Genomic DNA, 19029 nt, shown 5'->3' with positions numbered 1-19029 from the left:
GGAACTGTACTTGCCTACGACGATGCAGGTAAAGATAAAGGTAATGCTGATAAGTGGGAAAAACCGCTTGAGCATCACGATAGCGACACACAAGCATTAATCGATTTTGTAAAATCGCAACAATACTGTTCAGGTACAGTGGGGGCAATGGGCGTATGTATTGGCGGGCATTTAGCTTACAGAGCTGCACTTAATCCCCAAATAAAAGCGGCGTTTTGTTTATACGCAACCGATATTCATAGCGACACACTACCAGCTCAAAAAGGAAACAATTCATTTGAGCGCATGGCCGACATACAAGGTGAAATACATTTTATTTGGGGTAAACAAGATCCTCATGTACCACAGGAGGGTCGCAGTAAAATTTATCAGCAATGTATTAGAAGCGGTATTAATTACCAGTGGCAAGAAGTTAACGCACAACATGCCTTTATGCGCGACGAAGGTGAGCGATACGACGGTGCACTCGCAATCACTATGTACCAACAAGCGGTGGCGCTATTTAACCGCACGCTTTAATGCAAGCCATTGAGTTGTTTAAACGCTTTTCAGCATACCCAGCGCGGTATGCTGCTTTACAAAGTACGCTTTTAAATAATCAATAAATAACCTAAGTTTTTTAGAGCCAGTGGCACCTGGCGGAAACACCCCATAAAGCTCAATATCTTTAGTTTTGTAATCGTCTAGTATGATCTCTAGTAGCCCTGCTTGGACTTTAGGCCACGCATCATAAAGAGGAATACGACCAAGGCCATGCCCCGCCTCTACAAATGCCGTTCGAGCTGCCGCATTATTAGTACTTAAACCACCTTGCATTGTAATGTCGTGTTTTTTGCCCTCTTTTTGAAGTGTTAATGTTTTACTTCCTAATTGATACACGACCCACTTGTGCGCTTTTAACTCCGCTGGGCTTTTAGGTTTACCAAAATAATCAAAGTAATCTGAAGAGCCACAAATACAGGTGCTCATTGTGGTTAGTTTTGTCGCTTGTAAGTTTGAGTCACTTAACGCAACACCACGAATGGCAATATCAAAGCCATTTTTTATTATATCTACTACGTCGTCTGTCAGTTGTAGGTCGATGTCAATTTTTGGATATTGACGCTTAAACGTATTTATAGCGGGTACAATTAATTGCATGCCTACATTAACAGGGCAACTCACTTTAAGTAAACCTTGCGGCTCGCTTTTTATATTTTCTATTTGCTGATTCGCGGCATTGGCTTGCTCAGTAATAACGCGACAGCGTTCGTAATACGCTATACCGGCCTCAGTGAGTGTCATTGTGCGAGTTGAGCGATTTAAAAGCGTAACTTCAAGCTGGGTTTCTAGCTTTTTTAAGTGATAGCTTGCCACAGCACGCGTTAAACCTAGTTGCTTGGCGGCGGCAGTTAAACTTCCCTGCTCTACAATTTGTGCAAATACCACCATACTTTTTAATTGTTCGAACGACACTTTCATGGCTGTTTCCGCCTAGTTTAAAATTCAACCCGCACATTGTATCAATTATTAAACCAATAAAGTCAAATTTATCATCGTTGTTTAAAGCAGTTTAAATGCATATAGTAAATACACGAGTTTGGTGAATACCAAATACTGATTAACTCAATTATCGAAGGAATATTGTTATGGCTAAAAAAATACTTATGGTACTTACTTCACATTCGGACCTTGGTAACACAGGTGAAAAAACCGGTTTTTGGGTTGAAGAATTTGCAGCACCTTACTATGCATTTGTTGATGCAGGCGCTGAAGTAACACTTGCGTCTCCGGCTGGCGGCCAACCGCCAATTGACCCTACAAGCACGCTTGCTGATTTTCAAACCGATGCAACTAAACGTTACGATGCAGACAGCGCAGCGCAAGCGCTAATGGCTAATACCCATGCACTAAGCGAAGTAAATTCAAGTGATTACGACGCAGTATTTTACCCTGGTGGCCACGGCCCATTATGGGATTTAGTAGATAACACCGATTCTGTATCGCTAATTGAAAATTTTATTAAAGAAGAAAAACCCGTCGCTGGCGTATGTCATGCAAGTGCTGTGTTTTTAAATGCCAAAGATGCAGACGGCAACGCATTGGTAGCTGGTAAAAAAGTAACCGGCTTTACTAATAGCGAAGAAGAAGCAGTACAACTAACCGACATAGTCCCATTTTTAGTAGAAGACGAGCTGATCAAAAAAGGTGGCGACTACCAAAAAACTGAGGACTGGGGTGTGCTTGCTTTAGAAGATGGTTTATTGATCACAGGTCAAAACCCTGCAAGTTCAGAGCTTGCTGCTAAAAAACTATTAACTAAATTAGGTTAATAGTAATTATACACTAAAGGCCAATACGGCCTTGATTAAGCACAGCATTTGAACTGTGCTTTTTATTTGCTTTTCATTACTCAATACAATTCCTATACTAGCAACTGCTTAAGTTCATTAGGGAAAATATATGACAACCCAGTCTCTGTCATTAGTTACTACTTCACGATTTGCAATATTTAGTATTGTTGCTGTTTGCTTTGTACTTCAAGTTATTAATAGCCTCCCTGGAATAAACCTCAATGGTTTAGGTATTTATCCGCGTAGCATTCAAGGTTTAATTGGCATACTTTGCGCTCCCTTTTTACATGGTAGTTGGTGGCACTTTGCCAGTAATATGCTGCCATTTGCGGTGCTCAGTTGGCTTATTTGCCAATACAGTGTTAAACGATTTTACACCGTGTTTGTTTTTACTGCGCTTGTAGGTGGTTTGCTTGTATGGGCATTTGGTCGCAGTAATTTTCATGTTGGTTTGAGCGGCGTAATATATGGTTTATGGGGTTTTATTCTCTGCTATGGCGTGGTTAGGCGCTCGCTAAAATCAATCGTAATCGCTGTAATCGTTGCCATACTTTATAGCGGTTTTATTTGGGGCGTATTGCCGCAACGTTTTCATATTTCGTTTGAAAGCCACTTATTCGGAGCCTTAAGTGGTTTGTTTTTGGGTTATAAATTAGCAAAAGCAGATAGACAAAAAGGTTTGTGAAAAAACTATTTTAAGTAAATCAATCTAACAGTGAGGTTATTTATGAGCAATAAAAACGATTACACACCACCCAAAGTATGGACTTGGGAAAGTGAAAGTGGCGGTAAGTTTGCCAGTATTAATAGGCCCATAGCTGGGGCAACTCATGACAAAACCTTACCTATTGGTGAACATTCATTTCAGCTTTACTCGCTAGCAACACCGAACGGCCAAAAAGCCGCTATTATGTTTGAAGAACTTTTAGAGCTTGGCCTTAATGATGCGCAATACGATGCTTATCTAATTAATATTGGCGAGGGAGATCAGTTTGGTTCTGACTTTGTTAATATTAATCCAAATTCAAAAATTCCTGCGCTACTTGATCACTCAACAACACCGCCAACACGTGTATTTGAGTCGGGCTCTATTTTGCAATATTTAGGTGAAAAATTTAACGCATTTATACCTAAAGGCCTTGTAGCAAAAACCGAGTGTCGTAACTGGTTATTTTGGCAAATGGGTTCTGCACCTTACTTAGGCGGCGGGTTTGGCCATTTTTATAGTTATGCGCCAAGTAAAATGCAATACCCTATTGACCGCTTTACTATGGAAACCAAACGCCAACTCGATGTACTTAACCAGCATTTAAGTAACAATGACTATATGGCGGGCGATGAATATTCAATTGCCGACATGGCTATTTGGCCTTGGTATGGCTCGCTTGTTTTAGGCGACTTGTACGATGCTGCAGAGTTTTTAGACGTTGCCTCTTATACGCATGTTGTTAAATGGGCTAAACAAATCGCTGAGCGTCCCGCGGTTAAAAGAGGTCGTCGTGTTAATCGCACATGGGGCCCCGAAGAAGACCAGTTAGCCGAACGACATAGCGCAGACGACTTTAAGTAAACTGTTGCTAACGCTTCAAAAAACCAGCTTAAATGCTGGTTTTTTATGTTCAATTTTAATATGGCGCTGCTAAAGTGATCACACTCCCCTAACTGAGAGTAGAATATTTAATCATATCAACCTAGTATAAATTTACTTACTTCAAAATTTGTGAAAACACCGTGGTCAAACTAACAAAAGAGCAAATTTATAAACGCCTTAATAATGAAGAAGATGCTAAAGCCTGCAAAGAAATTGATGAATCTGCATGTAAAGAGGTACCCGGTAACTTCATTATTTTATTACTGAGCCAGCTGTTTAGTAAATTTGCAGATGCACTACTCAACCCTAAAGTAACGCTCCCTTGGTTAATGCAAAGCCTAAATGTGCCTGGCAGCTTTATAGCGTGGCTTGTACCAATAAGGGAATCTGGCTCTTTACTTCCGCAGTTGGCCATTGCCGATGTGATCCGCAAACTATCTGTTCGAAAATGGGTATGGGTAATTGGCGCTATTGCGCAATCGCTATGTATATTTGCGATGGTAGGCGTTGCTTTTGCATTAGAGGAAAAACAAGCGGGCTACGCTATTTTAGGTTTATTAATTTTATTTAGTTTAGCGCGGGGCTTTAATTCAGTAGCAGCAAAAGATGTACTGGGAAAAGTGATTCCAAAAAAACAGCGAGGAAACATTAGCGGCTTAGCGGCAAGTATTGCAGGTTTGGCAACTCTGACCTTTGGGCTGTTGATGTGGTTTTTTTCTCAGCAAAAAGAACAAAACACGGTATTAATTGCTTTGGTATTAGGCGCAATCATGTGGATTGTGGCGGCCTTTTTTTATAGCCGCATAAATGAATACAAAGGGGCCACTGAGGGAGGAAAAAACGGTTTACTGCACGCATTTACAAAGCTTAAACTCCTTTACCACGATAAGCAATTTGCCCACTTTGTTGTCACACGGGCTTTTTTGTTGTGCTCAGCCTTAAGCGCACCATTTTATATTATTTTAGCAAGTCGCCAGTCGTTTGACTTTTCATTACTTGCAACGTTTATTGCCGTATCGGGGTTAGCTAGTTTAGTGTCGGCGCCAATTTGGGGGCGATTAAGTGACCTATCAAGCCAGCGAGTTTTAGTGCTTAGTGCTATGCTAGTCACTTTAAATGGCTTAGCGGTATTTGTTATTGCAACGTGGTTTAACCATCTGTTGAGTGCATGGTGGCTACTGCCTACGCTTTACTTTTTACTCTCTGTTGCTCACCAGGGGGTTCGCCTTGGCCGTAAAACGTATTTAGTCGATATGGCACAAGGAAACAAACGTACCGATTATGTTGCGGTAAGTAATACGGTTATTGGTGTGCTTTTACTCATGTTAGGCAGTCTTGGATTACTTGAGAGCTTTTTGTCTACCGCTGAACTTATTTTGCTCTACAGCATGCTTGGGTTTTGTGGCGCTATTAGTGCATTATTTTTACCTAAAATAGAATAAACATCGCCATAACAATTCGCACTAACACCCAAAAGCACTTACTTTATTAATCCATTTAGTATAAACATTTTATTACAATTACTTACACCCTAACGTTAGTTTTTGCCGTAGGCTGAAGAGAGTTAAATACTTGCCTACTTAAAACTACACAAAGGGACTTACCATGTTGAAACCGTTTAGTGCATTACTTATATTGCTTTCGCCTAGTGTTTTATCGGCACAAACTATGTCGATTAAAACTACCGAAGAGTTAGTAACCACCGACTCAACAACGTTATTTGCATTCAACAAAGAGCTTAAACAGCTAGAACATATTGATTTGCTATCGGTACAAAGTACTCAGCTAATTTTGCCTGATAATGCCATTGGCTTTGACGTGGCAACACTTGCTAATTCGAGTGGTAAACAAGCGCTTGTTGTAGCAAGCGATGGCATTTACAAAGCAGGCAAAGATACACCTTCACTGTTATTTACATACACATCAGTAATAAACCAGCTAGAAGTCACCGAGTTTGAAAAAATAAACTTTATTATTGATGCAAACAAAGATGGACTGAGTGATATTTTGCTCCCTGACTTAAAACAAACAACTCTGTATGTTCAAAACACCAACGGCCAATTTACTCCTCATACTTTTGAAAAAACAGCGCTATTTACCGGTGATTTTTCAAAAGAAGGGCTCACTCTTGAGGTTGATATTAATAACCAGCCTACTATTACCGACTTTAACCACGACGGCCTAAACGACTTAGTATTTTTAAATAAGCAAGGCGCCCATGTACTTTACGCGAATGCTAATGGTTACAATAAAACCATGGCTGACGTTAATTTTAATATTGAGCTGGGCGAGCTCAGTAACGGTGAAAAACGCAAAATAAAACAGCTTATTGATATAAACAACGATGGCTATTTAGACTTTATTACCAAGCAATATAAGCCAGTGAAAGGTATGGATTCGCTCGATATTGAAATAGCGCATAACCTTTATTTGGGTAATAAAACAGGTTTTAGTGAAACACCTATTAAATTGTTAAATACCAGCGGCCCTAGTCAGCTTGTATTTGAAACAGATTTTAATAACGATGGCTTAATAGATCTTCAAACAATGGACTTGGACATTGGCCTTGGCACTATTGCTTCTATGGCTATGGGCGGTGGTAAAACTGACGTAGATGTAGAAATGAATATTTATAAGCAACAAGCAGATGGCTCATTTGCCAGCAAATCAAGTATAGAAATTGATCTTGAGATGGAAATAAATATGAGTAATGGCGATGCAACCCCGCCTTTATACATAGGCGATATAAACGGCGATAACAAAACCGATGCAGTCTATAAGTACAGCAAAAAAACGCTCTATGTTTACTACGGCGATGAGAACAATTTGCTGAGCAAAAAGCGTAAAAAAATAAAGTTAACTTTACCTAAAAAAAGTAAAGATATTTTGTTAGTTGATATTAACCAAGACGGTAAAAAAGACTTTGTGTTTAAATTTACCGAAGAAGATGGCACCAGTAAAATATCAACCCGCTTAAACTAACCACCTACACAAAAAGCCCAGAATTACTGGGCTTTTTGCATAGGCTTTAACATATGGTTACGCTTTAATACTGAGTAGCGAATCAAATTTAGACAAACCAAACTTTTCTTGAACAGCCGAGAGTATAGCGTCTTTATCTTCATCATTTATTTGGCTTGAATACTGCTCTAGTAATTCATCGAGGTAACTTACTACCTCTTCTGTATTAACTTGCTCTAGTGAATTTTGTGGTGGTGGAGGCGGCCTTTGCCCTTCAGGGCGGCCAGCATCACCAATACTTTTAGCGTCAAATTCAAGCTCGCTCATTAATTCTGCCAGCTCTTTAGTGGGTGAAATACCCTGCTCTTCAAACGCAGCTTGAATGCTTTTTGCATCTTCAGAGGTTAAGTTTTCGGGATCAAACTGCGCTAGCGTTTCTTTTACAAAATCACTTTGTTCTGACGTTAACGATGCAGCTTGGCTTTTTTGCTGCGGGATAAAACTAGTAGCGTTGTTGTTTATGGAGTTGATCATGTTAGTTTCCTTTCAACGTTCACGACGAGGTGGTTTATATTCACTTAATTCTTGCTCGCTGATTTCCCCATTACCGTCAGCATCAATTTCATCAAAAATAGTCTGTGCGTCACCGTGAGGTGGTTTTTTAGTATTAAATTCATCAAAACTAATTGCACCATTGCCATCGCTGTCGAGAGTTGAAAAGTCTGGCTTAGGCGGTTTGTTATTACTTCCTTTTGCAGCAATATTGGCCGAAAAAACAATGCTAAGTAATACAATTATTGCCGTTGATGTTAAATGCTTCATAGTAATAACCTTATATTCAGGACATGTTGATACCGTAAACTTACACCTTAAAAACGCAAAAAATGTGTAAACAATAAGGAAGCATTAAATAATTTAAAAATTGATGTGTTCTAGGGCGTTCTGGTTGCCCAATTTACAATCAGCAGATAAGCTAACGCAAACATGTGCAAATGCGCTTAATACTGCCCTTAATTCTCAAAGCTGATATACTGCTTGAGCATATAAAACAACTAATTACAGAGCACTTTTATAAATAATGATTAATAACCAACTCTACTTAGCAGGCAAGCTGTGAAAACACCAAAACGCTTACAACCCCTTATCGATGACGGTTTAGTTGATGAAGTACTTAGCCGACTAATGAGCGGCAAAGAAGCCGATGTATTTGTAGTTCGCTGTGGTGAACACATCCGGTGTGCCAAGGTTTATAAAGATGCCGTTAAACGCAGCTTTAAAAAAGCCGCACAATACCAAGAAGGCCGTAAAGTTCGCGGTGGTCGTCAAGCACGTGCCATGGGGAAGCGCTCAAGTTATGGGCGCCAGTTAGAAGAAGAAATTTGGCAAAACGCTGAGGTTGATGCACTTTCTCGATTAGCTAGGGCCGGTGTGCGCGTACCCGACACATACTGCTGTGTTGATGGTGTATTACTTATGGAACTTGTGTCTGATAGCGATGGCGATGTAGCCCCGCAGTTAGGCCACGTAAGCATGAGCAAAGAAGAAGCTATAAAACAACATAAACAAATGATGCACTATATTATGCTTATGCTGTGCGCGGGTATAATTCATGGTGATTTATCAGAGTTTAATGTGCTTGTGGATGACAAAGGGCCTGTGATTATTGACTTACCACAAGCTGTTAATGCGTCAGCAAACAATAGCGCTGAAGCCATGTTTGCCCGTGATGTAAACAATATGCGTCGATATTACAGCGAGTTTGCGCCTGAGCTGTTAAATACTCAGTATGCCAAAGAAATGTGGGCACTATTTGAAGAAGCAAACCTAACACCTAACTCTATACTTACAGGTGAGTTTGAAGATAACAGCGAAGAGGCTGATGTTGATTCTGTACTTGACGAAATCCAAGCCGCTGCCGATGAAGAACAAGAACGTTTAGCGCGTATCAACTTCTCTGACGACGAGTAATAACACTCATTTTTATGGTAATCGCTTTGCTCACTTATTGCGGGTGTACAAAGCGATACCCCACCCCATAAACAGATTGAATCACACTCTCAGTTTTAGTTAATTCATCAAGCTTTTTGCGTAATTTTTTTATGTGGCTGTCAATTGTTCTGTGGCTCACAATGCGCTGATCGGTATACATGGTATCCATTAGGCTATCACGTGAATAAATTCTACTCGGGTTATTAAACAACGGTTTAAATAACTGAAATTCAACGTTTGTAAGCTCAATGTTGTTATTTTTATAGTTCACTTTGTAGGTGGTTTCATCTAATTGCATTGCCGACGCTTGAGCCTGTGACGTATTAATACGCCTTAAAATAGCTTTAACGCGGGCAACCAGCTCTGCGTAACTAAATGGCTTACAAATATAATCGTCAGCGCCTAACTCAAGCCCTAACAGACGGTCTATCTCTTCTACTTTAGCCGACACCATAATAATCGGTACTGTGGAAAAGCGCCTAATCGCTTTGCATAATTCAATTCCGCTTTGACCTGGTAACATTACATCAAGTAACACAAGGTTGGGCCTATTAATTTCAAGCCATGGAAGTACGTCATTCCCATGGTGTATTTGATGAGTATTAAAATGATGATTCATTAAAAAATCACTCATTAAATTAGCCAATTTTTTTTCATCTTCAACTATTAATATTTGTTCACTCATTGGCATCTCGCTTTGTCATATAAGTCCTAGCCACTTACTAAAGTAGGTAAATTAAAAAGTGACACTTCTGCGCTTTACATTGTGGGTAAGCTAATCACAACAGCAAGGCCGCCTATGCTTGCTTTCTCTGCGACTATTTCACCATGATGGCCTTCGACTATGTGTTTACATATTGATAAACCAAGGCCCGCTCCACCTTTTTGGCGGTTACGCGCACCATCAACCCGATAAAGGTATTCAAACAAATGCGCTAAATGAGAAGGCTCTACCCCAACGCCATTATCCTCGATGGTCAGCTCAATAAATGATTGCCCTTTTTTGCTTATGTTCTCAGCGGTTATTGAAATAGTAGTGCACTTAGCATAGTGCACAGCATTCATTAAAATATTGTCAAATAGCTGCAATAGCCGTGTTTTATCAGCCTGAACAATAGCTTGTTTGGCACTGTTAAGTACGTAAATATTAATTGCATGTTGTTCAAAAAGTACCTGATATTTTTGCTCAATTGTATTTAACAGTAATGTTAAATCGGTTGGCTGCATGGTGTAATGCATCCCCCCTAATTCAGCACTATTTAGCATGTGTAAATCATCAATCAACCGTTTTAAATGCATTGCCTCATCGTTAGCAGAGCTAATGTTTTGGGTGTTGGGCTCACGTACGCCAAGTAACATTGCTTCAAGTTCACCAAGTAAAATGCTCATGGGTGTTCTTAATTCGTGAGAAATATTTGCCAGCCAACGTTTACGCACTTTTTCATCTTTAGCGAGCGTTAAGGCAAGCACGTTAAAGTCTTCACTTAACTGACCTAATTCGTCTTTTCGATCAAGGGTAAGCTTAGTGGTGAAGTTACCTTGGGTCAGCTGGTGCATACCTGTTGCAATTTGTTTTACGGGGCTGACTAAGTGTCGTGATAATAAAAAAGTTAACAACAAGGTAAATAAAGCAGCGGCTATAGCAATAAGCCATAAGTAGTTGGTTTGCTGCTCTAAAAAGTCAAGCTCGTAGCCATCAACTAAACCATCTCTTTTAGAAACAGCTATATAACCAACGGCTATATTATTAACAATAATTGGCGTATTTATATAGGTAAGCTCATCAAGGTAACGCCCTCTTATTGGCTGTTTATTTTTATCAAGCAACGCGTAATGAGCTATATTATTGGGCTTAGGTGGGCCTTTCATTTCAAAGCGGGCGCGTTCTGGCGGGGGCGGTCTCATTGAGCGACTTCTTGGCCCCGGGCGTTCAGAAAATTGACTACTTTGTAGCTCGGTTTCGATAAGGCGCCTAAAGCTTTTATTATCACGGATGACTTCGTCCCATGAGGCACTGCTTTCATATTGCGTGGCGAGCTTTATAACGAGTGGCTCAAGTGCTTTTATTTCTTTAGCATTCACATAATCAATAACCCCCTGACCTATACTCCATTGTATAAGCACCACCAGCCCTGCAATGATACTGAAGGTAAAGCTAAACAAAATTAAAAAAAGTTTATTATGAATTTTCATAAGGGAGTGTTGACCTTAAAATAAAACCGCCACTTATAACTTGGCCACATTTAAATAAATAGCTTAACAACCAAACGTGCAAACAATGTGTATTTTCCTAAATTTTTATACAAAAAAGGCGACCTAAGTCGCCTTTGTATTATTCACTTTTTAAGTGTTTATCAAAAAAGTCTAAAAAGGCCTGCAGCGTTTTAACGCGATGTGCTTGATGCGATAAGTAATGGTCGCCATCGTCCAGCTCAATATAGGTTACATCTTTTCCTTCATCATCGAGTTCATCTTCCATTTCACGGCTATGGTAAACAGGCACCACACTGTCATCGCTGCCATGTACTAATAATATAGGTCGGTTGATTTGCTTTGCGTACGTTACAGGTGAGTTAGCCTCTAACATATCGTCATCTGTACCAAACTGCTTTCTTACTATTTCTTTATTAGTAAAGTAACGCGCTTTAAAAACAAGGTGCTCTAAATCACTTACGCCTGCAAAACTGGCAGCACATTTAAATGTTTCAGGGTGCTTAACAACCGCCATTAACGCAGCATACCCCCCATAACTTGCGCCACCAATACAGATTTTTTCAGGCTGTGCTATGCCTTGTTCAATTAGCCAATTAGCACCATCTTGTAAATCGTCTTGCATGGCTAAACCAAAACCCTGAATCGACTCCATTAAAAACTCGTAACCATAACCACTTGAGCCCCTAAAATTAGGTTGTAAAACAGCGTATCCGTTATAAGCAAGCAGTGCCGTCCAATAATCAAAGTTAGCGTAATCTCGCGCCATTGGACCACCATGCGGGAATATTATAGTGGGTAATTTATCGCCCTTTTCATACCCTACAGGCAACGTTAAATAACCTTCAATGGTTAATCCATCTCGCGCTTTATAACTAATGCGCTCTTTACCGCCGTATACTGTCTCATCTATTTTTGGGTAAGCATGAGCAAGTAAAGCCAATTCATTCTTAGTTCTATCGCCAAGAAGGTACATGCCAGAGGTGCTGTCTGAGGTAAAGTAAACAATATACTTTTGTTGGTCTTCGGTGGTGCTTACAATGTCAAGATCGTACTCATCTTTAGCGAGCGATGCACGTAGCGAACGGTACAATTTATCTAAATCTGCATCCCAGTAGTTTACCCCGTCCTCTAAATGAGAATCAGTAAAGCCTGCAACCTCACCTGTTTTGCTAGAATAAAAAATAGAACCATCAAAGTCGTATTTATCATTACTGTAAATTAACTCGCGCTCTTTGGTAGTTAGGTTAAGTCTAAACAATGCATCTCGCCCGTTGTGCAAAGCCGAGATATATAAAAGGTTAGGGCTTTTATCAAACCCTAATATAGAAATACTTTGCTCACTAAATACTTCGTAATCAAATAACGTGTCCCAGTCTCCGGTCTCAGCGTTAAGTAATTCATAAGTAAATTGGGTATCATCCATTATTTTAGCGATTCGCACATTGCCTTGTCTGTCGGCAAACCACGCTGTAACATTATTACGAGGCCTTTGTATTTGCGTTCTGCGCAATGTGGTTAGGTCTAACTCGTATACCGCTGGGGTATTAGCTATTTTAAAGTCACCCTGCACTAAAATTTTATTTTTTTGTTTAGGTAAAAAACTAACAATTTTATCGGCAAACTGTGGTTGTCTTTCGCCACGGGCTGCATTGCCCCTCATAGCCAACTTAATGCCTTTATCGTCAGTTAAGTTATAAGCATACATAAGTGTTGAAGTATATTTAGCACCACCAAATTGGTACTTTATATGGCGTGCACCAAGCAACAGCACATCATCATTCGCCCAACTATACCAGTCAAAAAATACAGTTTGGTTGTCAGACTGTAAAACAGGGGTAATAACACCTGTTTTAAAGTTTTTTACCATTAAAATTAAAGTGCCTTTGTTGTTTCTTACAAAAGCAAGATTTTCACCATTAGGCGAAAGCTTTACTTGGCTAAAGTCTTTTAAGCCAGCAAAGGCTTCGATTGGTAGTTTTTTATCTTGCGCGCTAAGGGTGTTAAAGCTCAGAAGAGTAATTAATGCAGCAGCAATGAATTTACGCATCAAAAATCCTTTTATTTTTATGTTTTTAAATCAGGTCCGTATTCTACAACTGAGGGCGCTTCAGAACAAATTTATCTTTTGTTGTACTAAAGTAATCGCCACCCATTTTTCCTACAGCATCTAAGCGAGTAGGATCTATATAACCGTTTACTAATATTGCATCATCAACGCAAATACCTACTACATCTAATAACATCATTATACCGCCACTTGCCTGTTCAGAAATAGTAATGACCTCACGTAGTGTGCATTCATAGCGTACTTTAGAAGCCTCGACACTTGGCGGGCTCACTAACAAACTTGGCGCCTGTTGTATATTTGCTTCATCAAACTCGCTCACGTCATTTGGATAATTAGCACAGCTTTGATTCATTTGTTCAACTAAGTTATGGCTAACAATATTGACTACACACTCTTTAGTTGCCAGTAAGTTAGTTAAGGTGTCTTTGTTGGCTTGATCTCGCGGGTTTACCTGAGTAACACTTAATACAGGAGGGTTACAGCTTGCTACGGTAAAAAATGAGTACGGGGCAATGTTCGCAATTCCCTTCTCACTTAACGTGCTGATCCATGCAATAGGTCGCGGGCTTATACCTCCCACTAAATATGAATACACATTGTGATTGGCATTAGTAGTTAAATCTAAAAACATGTTTTTCCTTTTTATTATTAAAACTAAATCGCAATTTAAAACCTTTACGTATTAACAACTTTAACTGTTTTATATTTCAATGCTTTTATCTAGCAACCAGTACCAACTAGTAAATACGCAAACAAAAAACACAAATAACGTGAACACTAATATACTAACTTTAAGCGACGAGTCGTAAATTAAATGCGTGAAAAAATAAACATAGTGTGGTTCAAACGCGATTTACGCTTAAGCGATCATCAGCCCTTAAAAAGTGCGTTCGATACTGACATAGCGACCTTACTACTTTATAACTTTGAACCACTTCTACTTGAAGATGCTCATTACAATGAGCGGCATTGGCGCTTTGTATATCAATCTATTGTTAATTTAAATTCTCAGTTAGCGCGCTTTAATGCAAAGGTTTATATATTTAATGAAAATATGCAAACACTGCTTGATAGGCTCAATAACCAGTTTGAAATATCACGTATTTTTAGCCACCAAGAAATCGGGCTAAACAATACATTTGAGCGCGACCTAGCAATTAAAGCTTGGTGCCGTCATAACCATATAGACTGGCTAGAATCGCCAACAGGCGCTGTTATTCGTGGTAAAAAAAATCGTGATAACTGGAATGAGCGCTGGCAAAAAACAATGCAGTCCCCGCTTGCTATACCCAATTGGAAAAATGTTAATACCGTAAAACTTAAAGATTATGAAACTCCAGCGTTACCTAAAACCTACACGCAAGATGATGATAACTTTCAACAAGGAGGATCGCTTCACGCAAGAGAAGTTATGCAAAGTTTTTTTGACCAGCGCGGTAAAGGCTATCAAAAAGGGATTTCTAGCCCAAGCTTAAGCCGTACACATTGCTCTAGGCTCTCGCCATATTTAGCGTGGGGAAATATAAGCCTTAGGCAAGTTTATCAAATGGCGATAGACGCTTATCATTCATCACACCCAGATAAGAAAGGTTGGAAACGCCCGCTTGCTGCTTTTGTATCTCGTTTGCATTGGCATTGCCACTTTATGCAAAAATTTGAAAGTGAATGCACCATGGAATTTAAAGCATTAAATCCGGGATATCACTCATTTCCATATCGTACCGATGAGCATGTAGAACGCGACATTGAGCGCTGGGCACAGGGGCAAACAGGCATACCAATAATAGATGCATGCATGCGCTGTTTAAAAGCCACCGGTTATATTAACTTTAGAATGCGCGCTATGCTTGTGAGCTTTGTAACGCATCATTTAAATATAAGTTGGCAGCAAGCAAGTTTGCCACTGGCGAATTACTTTTTAGATTTTGAACCCAGTATTCACTACCCGCAAATTCAAATGCAGGCATCGGTTACGGGCATTAATACTATTCGTCATTACAACCCGATTAAACAATCAGAAGATCAAGATCCTACCGGCGCATTTATTAAAAAGTGGTGCCCCGAGCTTGAAAAGCTTCCTATTGAGTATTTACACGAACCATGGGAACAAACCCCAATGGAGGCATTGTTTAACGATTTTAAACTCGGTGAAGATTACCCAGAGCCGATGCTTGATTTGACGGTCGCATCTAAAGACGCCCGCGAGCGATTATGGCAATACCGAGAGCGTCCAGACGTTAAACGTGCCATAGGCAAAATTCTTAGAAAGCATGTTGCAATCACACCTAAAACAAGCAAAGTAAAAAATAAAAGTACCACTAAAAATAACACTAAGATTAAGTAATTATGGCGCATAAAAAACTAAACCTACCTCACAAAATATGCCCAGTATGCGACAAGCCATTTTCGTGGCGTAAAAAGTGGCAGCGTGACTGGGATAATGTAATTTATTGCTCAGAGCGGTGTAAGCGCAATAAAGAGTAATTGAAATTTACTGGCGTCTATTTTGCAACATCATCAGAAATTAGTGCTTTTTCAGCCGTTATTTAAGCTTTTTTGTAAATAACGCTTAATGAGTCTGAAAAGCTTACATGCAACGCAAGGAGAAGATGATGACGATTAAAAAAACAGCAAACTCAACGTGGTCTGGTGACATTAAAACAGGCAAAGGCAGTATTTCAACGCAAAGTGGCGCACTTGATAAACAGCCATACGGCTTTAATACCCGCTTTGAGGATGAGCCAGGGTCAAATCCTGAGGAGCTAGTAGGTGCGGCGCACAGTGCCTGTTTTAGCATGGCGTTGTCGCTTGCATTAGGTGATGCTGGTTTTACGGCCGATAAAATTGATACCAAAGCAACGGTAAGCCTTGATGAAGTAGACGATGGCTTTGCAGTGACGCATATAACTCTTGAAGTAAACGCACGTATTAAAGATATTGCTAATGAGCAATTTCAAGCATTGTGTGAGCAAACTAAAAAAGGCTGCCCTATTTCAAAGCTGCTTAATACCGAAATATCACTTAACGCAACACTCGAGAGCGTCTCATAACCGACTATTACCCATGCTCAATAGTAGGTAATCTAAGCCAAGTAAGTTTTTACTTGGCTTTGCATTCATTACCCAACCCTTTTTGAGTTGTTTAAATTTAATAAATCGTTAAGTAGTGCAATACCCATACCTAACGCCGGCCATATCACCCATAAATAATTTGGCGAGGTAATTAAATTAATGACTGTTAATAGTGTTAATACAGCTAAATAACGCTTTAGATTTTCAAAAAATGTAGTTGTATTCATGTTTACTCTCCTCTTTATGTATGAGGTTATTTTTAAACATAAACACAGCAAATACAGCTGTTAAAAGTCACTCAATATTATGACAAGTGTCATCAATTAGGGCTTACTTATTAATTACTTATAACTAGTTAAAATATAAAAACTCATACTTTAACTTGTTTGTGTTAAAATCGGATTTAAACTAACCTTGATGTATATGTTACAAAGGCTGAATTAAATGAATGAAAAATCAACAAATTGCGCAAAAGTTACCTGCAGTAACTGTGAGGATGCAAACACACTTGAATTTGATTTTTCAATGGCCTTCCAACCTATAATAAATTGCCAAACCAACCATATTTTTGGCTACGAGGCATTAGTGAGGGGGCTAAACGGCGAATCTGCTTATTCTATTATTTCAAGAGTGAACGAGGAAAACCGTTATACGTTTGACCAGCTTTGCCGTATTAAAGCCATTAAGCTAGCCTCAGAACTAGGCATTACATCAATGCTTAGCATCAACTTTTTACCAAACGCTATTTATAAACCAGAACGTTGTATACGCACCACATTAGAAGCGGCAAAAAAGTATAATTTCCCAATTAAAAACATCATGTTTGAGTTTACCGAGGTAGAGAAAGTAGAAGACACTGCACATATAAAACGCGTGGTTGGTTATTACCAATCGCTTGGCTTTAAAACCGCGACCGATGACTTCGGCGCAGGTTACTCTGGTTTAAATCTACTTGCTGACTTTCAAACAGATATTATTAAGCTAGATATGGCACTAATACGCGATATTAACCACGATGCGAAACGCCAATTAATAGTAACTCATTGCTTAAACATGTTTCGCGATTTAAATATTACAGCCCTAGCTGAAGGAATTGAAACAGTAGAAGAATACATGTGGCTTAAACAGGCTGGCGTTGAGTTAATGCAAGGCTATTTATTTGCAAAGCCCAGTTTTGAAAATCTCCCCAAAGTTAATTTTGAAAAATAGGTGCTAATTAATACCAACACCTATTTTATGAGTATTTAAATTTAGCTTACATATTACCTAGCTCAATCATCATTGCGGTATACATGCGTAAATTAAGCTCCAATTGCTCAAGCGTAATAAATTCATGCTCTGAGTGGCCTGTATAACGTTTACCCGGCATTGATGGGCCAAACGATACGGCATTATCAAATAGTTTTGCGTTAGTACCTCCGCCAATTGATACAAAATCGGCTTGTTCGTCACCTGTAAAATGTTTAAAAATATCGAGTAGCTTTTGTGCGTGCGGCGCATTATCTAACAGCATAGGGTTGCCTATCACTGTATCTATACTCTCGAGTGTAACGTTATTGTTAGCTTGCCATTGATTAACGGCTGTCTCTATTTGCTGCCTTAAAACATCTTCATTTTTACCAACAGGGCGACGAGCATTAACGGCTAACGTTAATTTATTTCCGCTGCGCTCAATGACGGTTGGAGAAACAGTCATTGGGCCCATAAAGTCATGTTTATAGGCAATATCGCCAAACTGCTTACCGTGAAGATCTAACCCTATCAGTTGATTTACAAATTTAATGAGCTGTCCATCGCTGTTGTTTTCAAGCGCGACTCCATTAAATAGCTCAGCTAAATGTGCAATGGCATTCACGCCAGATTCGGGCTCAGAAGAATGGGCAGACATGCCCTTTACACTAATGACCATGGCGTTATTTTGTTCAGTAAAGTTAAATTCAACTTTATCTAGTTGCTTGGCTTTTGTTTTTAATTGGTTTACTAGTGCGTTGTTTGCATTATGCAGTACTAAGCTTGCGTCTTCTGGTATTTGGCTTTTGAAAGCACCACCAGCAAGGTCGCTTACATACACTGCTTTTTGATCAGATATGGCATTAAATGTAGGAGAAATTAAGCTCCACCCTTTTTCAGCAACCACTACTGGGTATGATGCATCAATGGTTACTGCATACTTTGGTTGCTCGTATGTTTTCATGAATTCAGTCAATGGGCCCCAATCAGACTCTTCAGCTAAGTAAATCATCAGCTCAATGCGGTTATCAAGCTCTATGCCTTTGTCTTTAATCGCTTTCATGGCGTAAAGCGCAGTAGCTATTGCCCCTTTATCGTCTTCGGTACCGCGACCAACTAACTTGCCTGGTTCTGAGGTATCAATAATAAATGGGCTTTGCTTCCATTTACTCGCGTTTGCAGGTTGCACGTCACCATGAGTCACTACGGTGACTTTTTCGCTTTGCTCACCCATACCTATTAACACGGTATGTCCTAAATCTTGGTAATCAAAACCAAGCTCTGCAGCTTTTATTTTTAACAGCGATTTAAAGGCTATAAAGTCTGGGTTTTGTGGTGTGGGTATTGAGTCTTTATTTACCGTAGGAAAGGCCACTAAGTTAGTTAGCGTATGAACTTGGGCATTTTGGTAGGTATTTACTGCGTAATCGGCAATGTTATCTATCTCTTTATTTAACTGTGCTTGGGCGTTAAACATGTATAAAGCAAGGCTGGCTAGAACTAACTTTTTCAAAACAATATCCATTTAATGAGTCACTACGAGTTTTAATTATAACGTGCGAAATACATTAC

The 19029-nt window shown here is 39.5% G+C and carries 20 protein-coding genes; 11 read left to right on the top strand and 9 right to left on the bottom strand.

Annotation, left to right across the window (positions count from 1 at the left end; all coding sequences use genetic code 11):
* Window positions 1-519: dienelactone hydrolase family protein (locus ATS71_RS12065; protein WP_058405046.1), on the top strand; the 519-nt coding region annotated here is incomplete at its 5' end.
* A gap of 18 nt (window positions 520-537) precedes the next feature.
* Here the strand turns inward: ATS71_RS12065 and ATS71_RS12060 are convergent.
* Complete coding sequence (locus ATS71_RS12060) at window positions 538-1461, bottom strand: LysR family transcriptional regulator (RefSeq protein WP_058405045.1); 924 nt, start codon at window positions 1459-1461, stop codon at window positions 538-540.
* A gap of 167 nt (window positions 1462-1628) precedes the next feature.
* Here ATS71_RS12060 and ATS71_RS12055 point away from each other — a divergent pair, with 167 nt between their 5' ends.
* The 5 genes from ATS71_RS12055 (at window position 1629) to ATS71_RS12035 (ending at window position 6906) form a co-directional block, all read left to right on the top strand.
* Window positions 1629-2312, top strand: a complete 684-nt coding sequence (locus ATS71_RS12055; protein WP_058405044.1) for a type 1 glutamine amidotransferase domain-containing protein — start codon at window positions 1629-1631, stop codon at window positions 2310-2312.
* Window positions 2313-2442: 130 nt separating this feature from the next.
* Window positions 2443-3018 carry a rhomboid family intramembrane serine protease gene (locus ATS71_RS12050; RefSeq protein WP_058405043.1) on the top strand — a complete coding sequence of 192 codons (576 nt, stop codon included), beginning with the start codon at window positions 2443-2445 and terminating at the stop codon, window positions 3016-3018.
* A gap of 42 nt (window positions 3019-3060) precedes the next feature.
* Window positions 3061-3903: a glutathione-dependent disulfide-bond oxidoreductase gene (gene yghU / locus ATS71_RS12045; RefSeq protein ID WP_058405042.1), complete on the top strand. Its 843-nt coding sequence runs from the start codon at window positions 3061-3063 to the stop codon at window positions 3901-3903.
* 161 nt (window positions 3904-4064) lie between these two features.
* A complete protein-coding gene (locus ATS71_RS12040; RefSeq protein ID WP_058405041.1) occupies window positions 4065-5366 on the top strand; it encodes an MFS transporter in 1302 nt (433 codons plus the stop codon).
* A gap of 163 nt (window positions 5367-5529) precedes the next feature.
* On the top strand, window positions 5530-6906 hold the full coding sequence (locus tag ATS71_RS12035) for an FG-GAP repeat domain-containing protein (protein WP_058405040.1): 1377 nt from the start codon (window positions 5530-5532) through the stop codon (window positions 6904-6906).
* Between the two features lie 57 nt (window positions 6907-6963).
* On the opposite strand, the gene ATS71_RS12030 is transcribed toward ATS71_RS12035, so the two are convergent.
* Both ATS71_RS12030 and ATS71_RS12025 read right to left on the bottom strand, forming a co-directional pair.
* The gene (locus ATS71_RS12030) at window positions 6964-7419 is read right to left on the bottom strand and encodes a hypothetical protein (RefSeq protein WP_058405039.1); all 456 of its coding nucleotides are present in this window, start codon (window positions 7417-7419) and stop codon (window positions 6964-6966) included.
* Between the two features lie 12 nt (window positions 7420-7431).
* The gene (locus tag ATS71_RS12025; protein WP_058405038.1) at window positions 7432-7707 is read right to left on the bottom strand and encodes an EF-hand domain-containing protein; all 276 of its coding nucleotides are present in this window, start codon (window positions 7705-7707) and stop codon (window positions 7432-7434) included.
* A gap of 291 nt (window positions 7708-7998) precedes the next feature.
* Between ATS71_RS12025 and ATS71_RS12020 the strand changes: the two genes are divergently transcribed.
* Window positions 7999-8853, top strand: a complete 855-nt coding sequence (locus tag ATS71_RS12020; RefSeq protein ID WP_058405037.1) for a PA4780 family RIO1-like protein kinase — start codon at window positions 7999-8001, stop codon at window positions 8851-8853.
* 34 nt (window positions 8854-8887) lie between these two features.
* Here ATS71_RS12020 and ATS71_RS12015 read toward each other — a convergent pair whose 3' ends face one another.
* From ATS71_RS12015 to ATS71_RS12000, 4 genes are all read right to left on the bottom strand, one after another.
* Window positions 8888-9559, bottom strand: a complete 672-nt coding sequence (locus tag ATS71_RS12015; RefSeq protein ID WP_058405036.1) for a response regulator — start codon at window positions 9557-9559, stop codon at window positions 8888-8890.
* 74 nt (window positions 9560-9633) lie between these two features.
* Entirely contained in the window at window positions 9634-11067 is a 1434-nt protein-coding gene (locus ATS71_RS12010) for an ATP-binding protein (protein ID WP_058405035.1), read from the bottom strand.
* 139 nt (window positions 11068-11206) lie between these two features.
* A complete protein-coding gene (locus tag ATS71_RS12005) occupies window positions 11207-13135 on the bottom strand; it encodes an alpha/beta hydrolase family protein (RefSeq protein WP_058405034.1) in 1929 nt (642 codons plus the stop codon).
* Between the two features lie 43 nt (window positions 13136-13178).
* The gene (locus ATS71_RS12000; RefSeq protein WP_058405033.1) at window positions 13179-13787 is read right to left on the bottom strand and encodes a flavin reductase family protein; all 609 of its coding nucleotides are present in this window, start codon (window positions 13785-13787) and stop codon (window positions 13179-13181) included.
* Between the two features lie 183 nt (window positions 13788-13970).
* Here ATS71_RS12000 and ATS71_RS11995 point away from each other — a divergent pair, with 183 nt between their 5' ends.
* The 3 genes from ATS71_RS11995 to ATS71_RS11990 all read left to right on the top strand — a co-directional run bounded on the left by ATS71_RS11995 (window position 13971) and on the right by ATS71_RS11990 (window position 16206).
* Entirely contained in the window at window positions 13971-15500 is a 1530-nt protein-coding gene (locus tag ATS71_RS11995) for a cryptochrome/deoxyribodipyrimidine photo-lyase family protein (protein ID WP_058405032.1), read from the top strand.
* A gap of 2 nt (window positions 15501-15502) precedes the next feature.
* Entirely contained in the window at window positions 15503-15640 is a 138-nt protein-coding gene (locus tag ATS71_RS18470) for a DUF2256 domain-containing protein (RefSeq protein ID WP_082653623.1), read from the top strand.
* Between the two features lie 128 nt (window positions 15641-15768).
* Window positions 15769-16206, top strand: coding sequence for an OsmC family protein (locus ATS71_RS11990; protein WP_058405031.1), 438 nt, complete (start codon window positions 15769-15771; stop codon window positions 16204-16206).
* A 68-nt stretch (window positions 16207-16274) separates the two neighbouring features.
* Here ATS71_RS11990 and ATS71_RS11985 read toward each other — a convergent pair whose 3' ends face one another.
* Complete coding sequence (locus ATS71_RS11985) at window positions 16275-16454, bottom strand: 2TM domain-containing protein (protein WP_058405030.1); 180 nt, start codon at window positions 16452-16454, stop codon at window positions 16275-16277.
* Window positions 16455-16671: 217 nt separating this feature from the next.
* On the opposite strand from ATS71_RS11985, the gene ATS71_RS11980 reads away from it, so the two are divergent.
* The gene (locus ATS71_RS11980) at window positions 16672-17436 is read left to right on the top strand and encodes an EAL domain-containing protein (RefSeq protein WP_058405029.1); all 765 of its coding nucleotides are present in this window, start codon (window positions 16672-16674) and stop codon (window positions 17434-17436) included.
* 46 nt (window positions 17437-17482) lie between these two features.
* On the opposite strand, the gene ATS71_RS11975 is transcribed toward ATS71_RS11980, so the two are convergent.
* Complete coding sequence (locus ATS71_RS11975) at window positions 17483-18970, bottom strand: dipeptidase (RefSeq protein WP_058405103.1); 1488 nt, start codon at window positions 18968-18970, stop codon at window positions 17483-17485.
* Window positions 18971-19029: the final 59 nt, after the last annotated feature.

Origin of the sequence: Pseudoalteromonas sp. H71 (assembly GCF_001468485.1) — a bacterium.
In the GTDB taxonomy this organism is placed as follows: Bacteria; Pseudomonadota; Gammaproteobacteria; order Enterobacterales; family Alteromonadaceae; genus Pseudoalteromonas.
The sequence above is the reverse complement of the archived record's forward strand: the minus strand, read 5'-3'. Positions and strand labels throughout refer to the sequence as shown.

Bases quoted from the DNA above. Each gene is read 5' to 3' on its own strand.
- ATS71_RS12010 (WP_058405035.1), bottom strand. From the start codon at position 11,067: ATGAAAATTCATAATAAACTTTTTTTAATTTTGTTTAGCTTTACCTTC.
- ATS71_RS12035 (WP_058405040.1), top strand. From the start codon at position 5,530: ATGTTGAAACCGTTTAGTGCATTACTTATATTGCTTTCGCCTAGTGTT.
- ATS71_RS12055 (WP_058405044.1), top strand. From the start codon at position 1,629: ATGGCTAAAAAAATACTTATGGTACTTACTTCACATTCGGACCTTGGT.
- ATS71_RS12015 (WP_058405036.1), bottom strand. From the start codon at position 9,559: ATGAGTGAACAAATATTAATAGTTGAAGATGAAAAAAAATTGGCTAAT.
- ATS71_RS12060 (WP_058405045.1), bottom strand. From the start codon at position 1,461: ATGAAAGTGTCGTTCGAACAATTAAAAAGTATGGTGGTATTTGCACAA.
- ATS71_RS12000 (WP_058405033.1), bottom strand. From the start codon at position 13,787: ATGTTTTTAGATTTAACTACTAATGCCAATCACAATGTGTATTCATAT.
- yghU (WP_058405042.1), top strand. From the start codon at position 3,061: ATGAGCAATAAAAACGATTACACACCACCCAAAGTATGGACTTGGGAA.
- ATS71_RS18470 (WP_082653623.1), top strand. From the start codon at position 15,503: ATGGCGCATAAAAAACTAAACCTACCTCACAAAATATGCCCAGTATGC.
- ATS71_RS12050 (WP_058405043.1), top strand. From the start codon at position 2,443: ATGACAACCCAGTCTCTGTCATTAGTTACTACTTCACGATTTGCAATA.
- ATS71_RS11990 (WP_058405031.1), top strand. From the start codon at position 15,769: ATGACGATTAAAAAAACAGCAAACTCAACGTGGTCTGGTGACATTAAA.
- ATS71_RS12005 (WP_058405034.1), bottom strand. From the start codon at position 13,135: ATGCGTAAATTCATTGCTGCTGCATTAATTACTCTTCTGAGCTTTAAC.
- ATS71_RS12025 (WP_058405038.1), bottom strand. From the start codon at position 7,707: ATGAAGCATTTAACATCAACGGCAATAATTGTATTACTTAGCATTGTT.
- ATS71_RS11980 (WP_058405029.1), top strand. From the start codon at position 16,672: ATGAATGAAAAATCAACAAATTGCGCAAAAGTTACCTGCAGTAACTGT.
- ATS71_RS11985 (WP_058405030.1), bottom strand. From the start codon at position 16,454: ATGAATACAACTACATTTTTTGAAAATCTAAAGCGTTATTTAGCTGTA.
- ATS71_RS11995 (WP_058405032.1), top strand. From the start codon at position 13,971: ATGCGTGAAAAAATAAACATAGTGTGGTTCAAACGCGATTTACGCTTA.
- ATS71_RS12030 (WP_058405039.1), bottom strand. From the start codon at position 7,419: ATGATCAACTCCATAAACAACAACGCTACTAGTTTTATCCCGCAGCAA.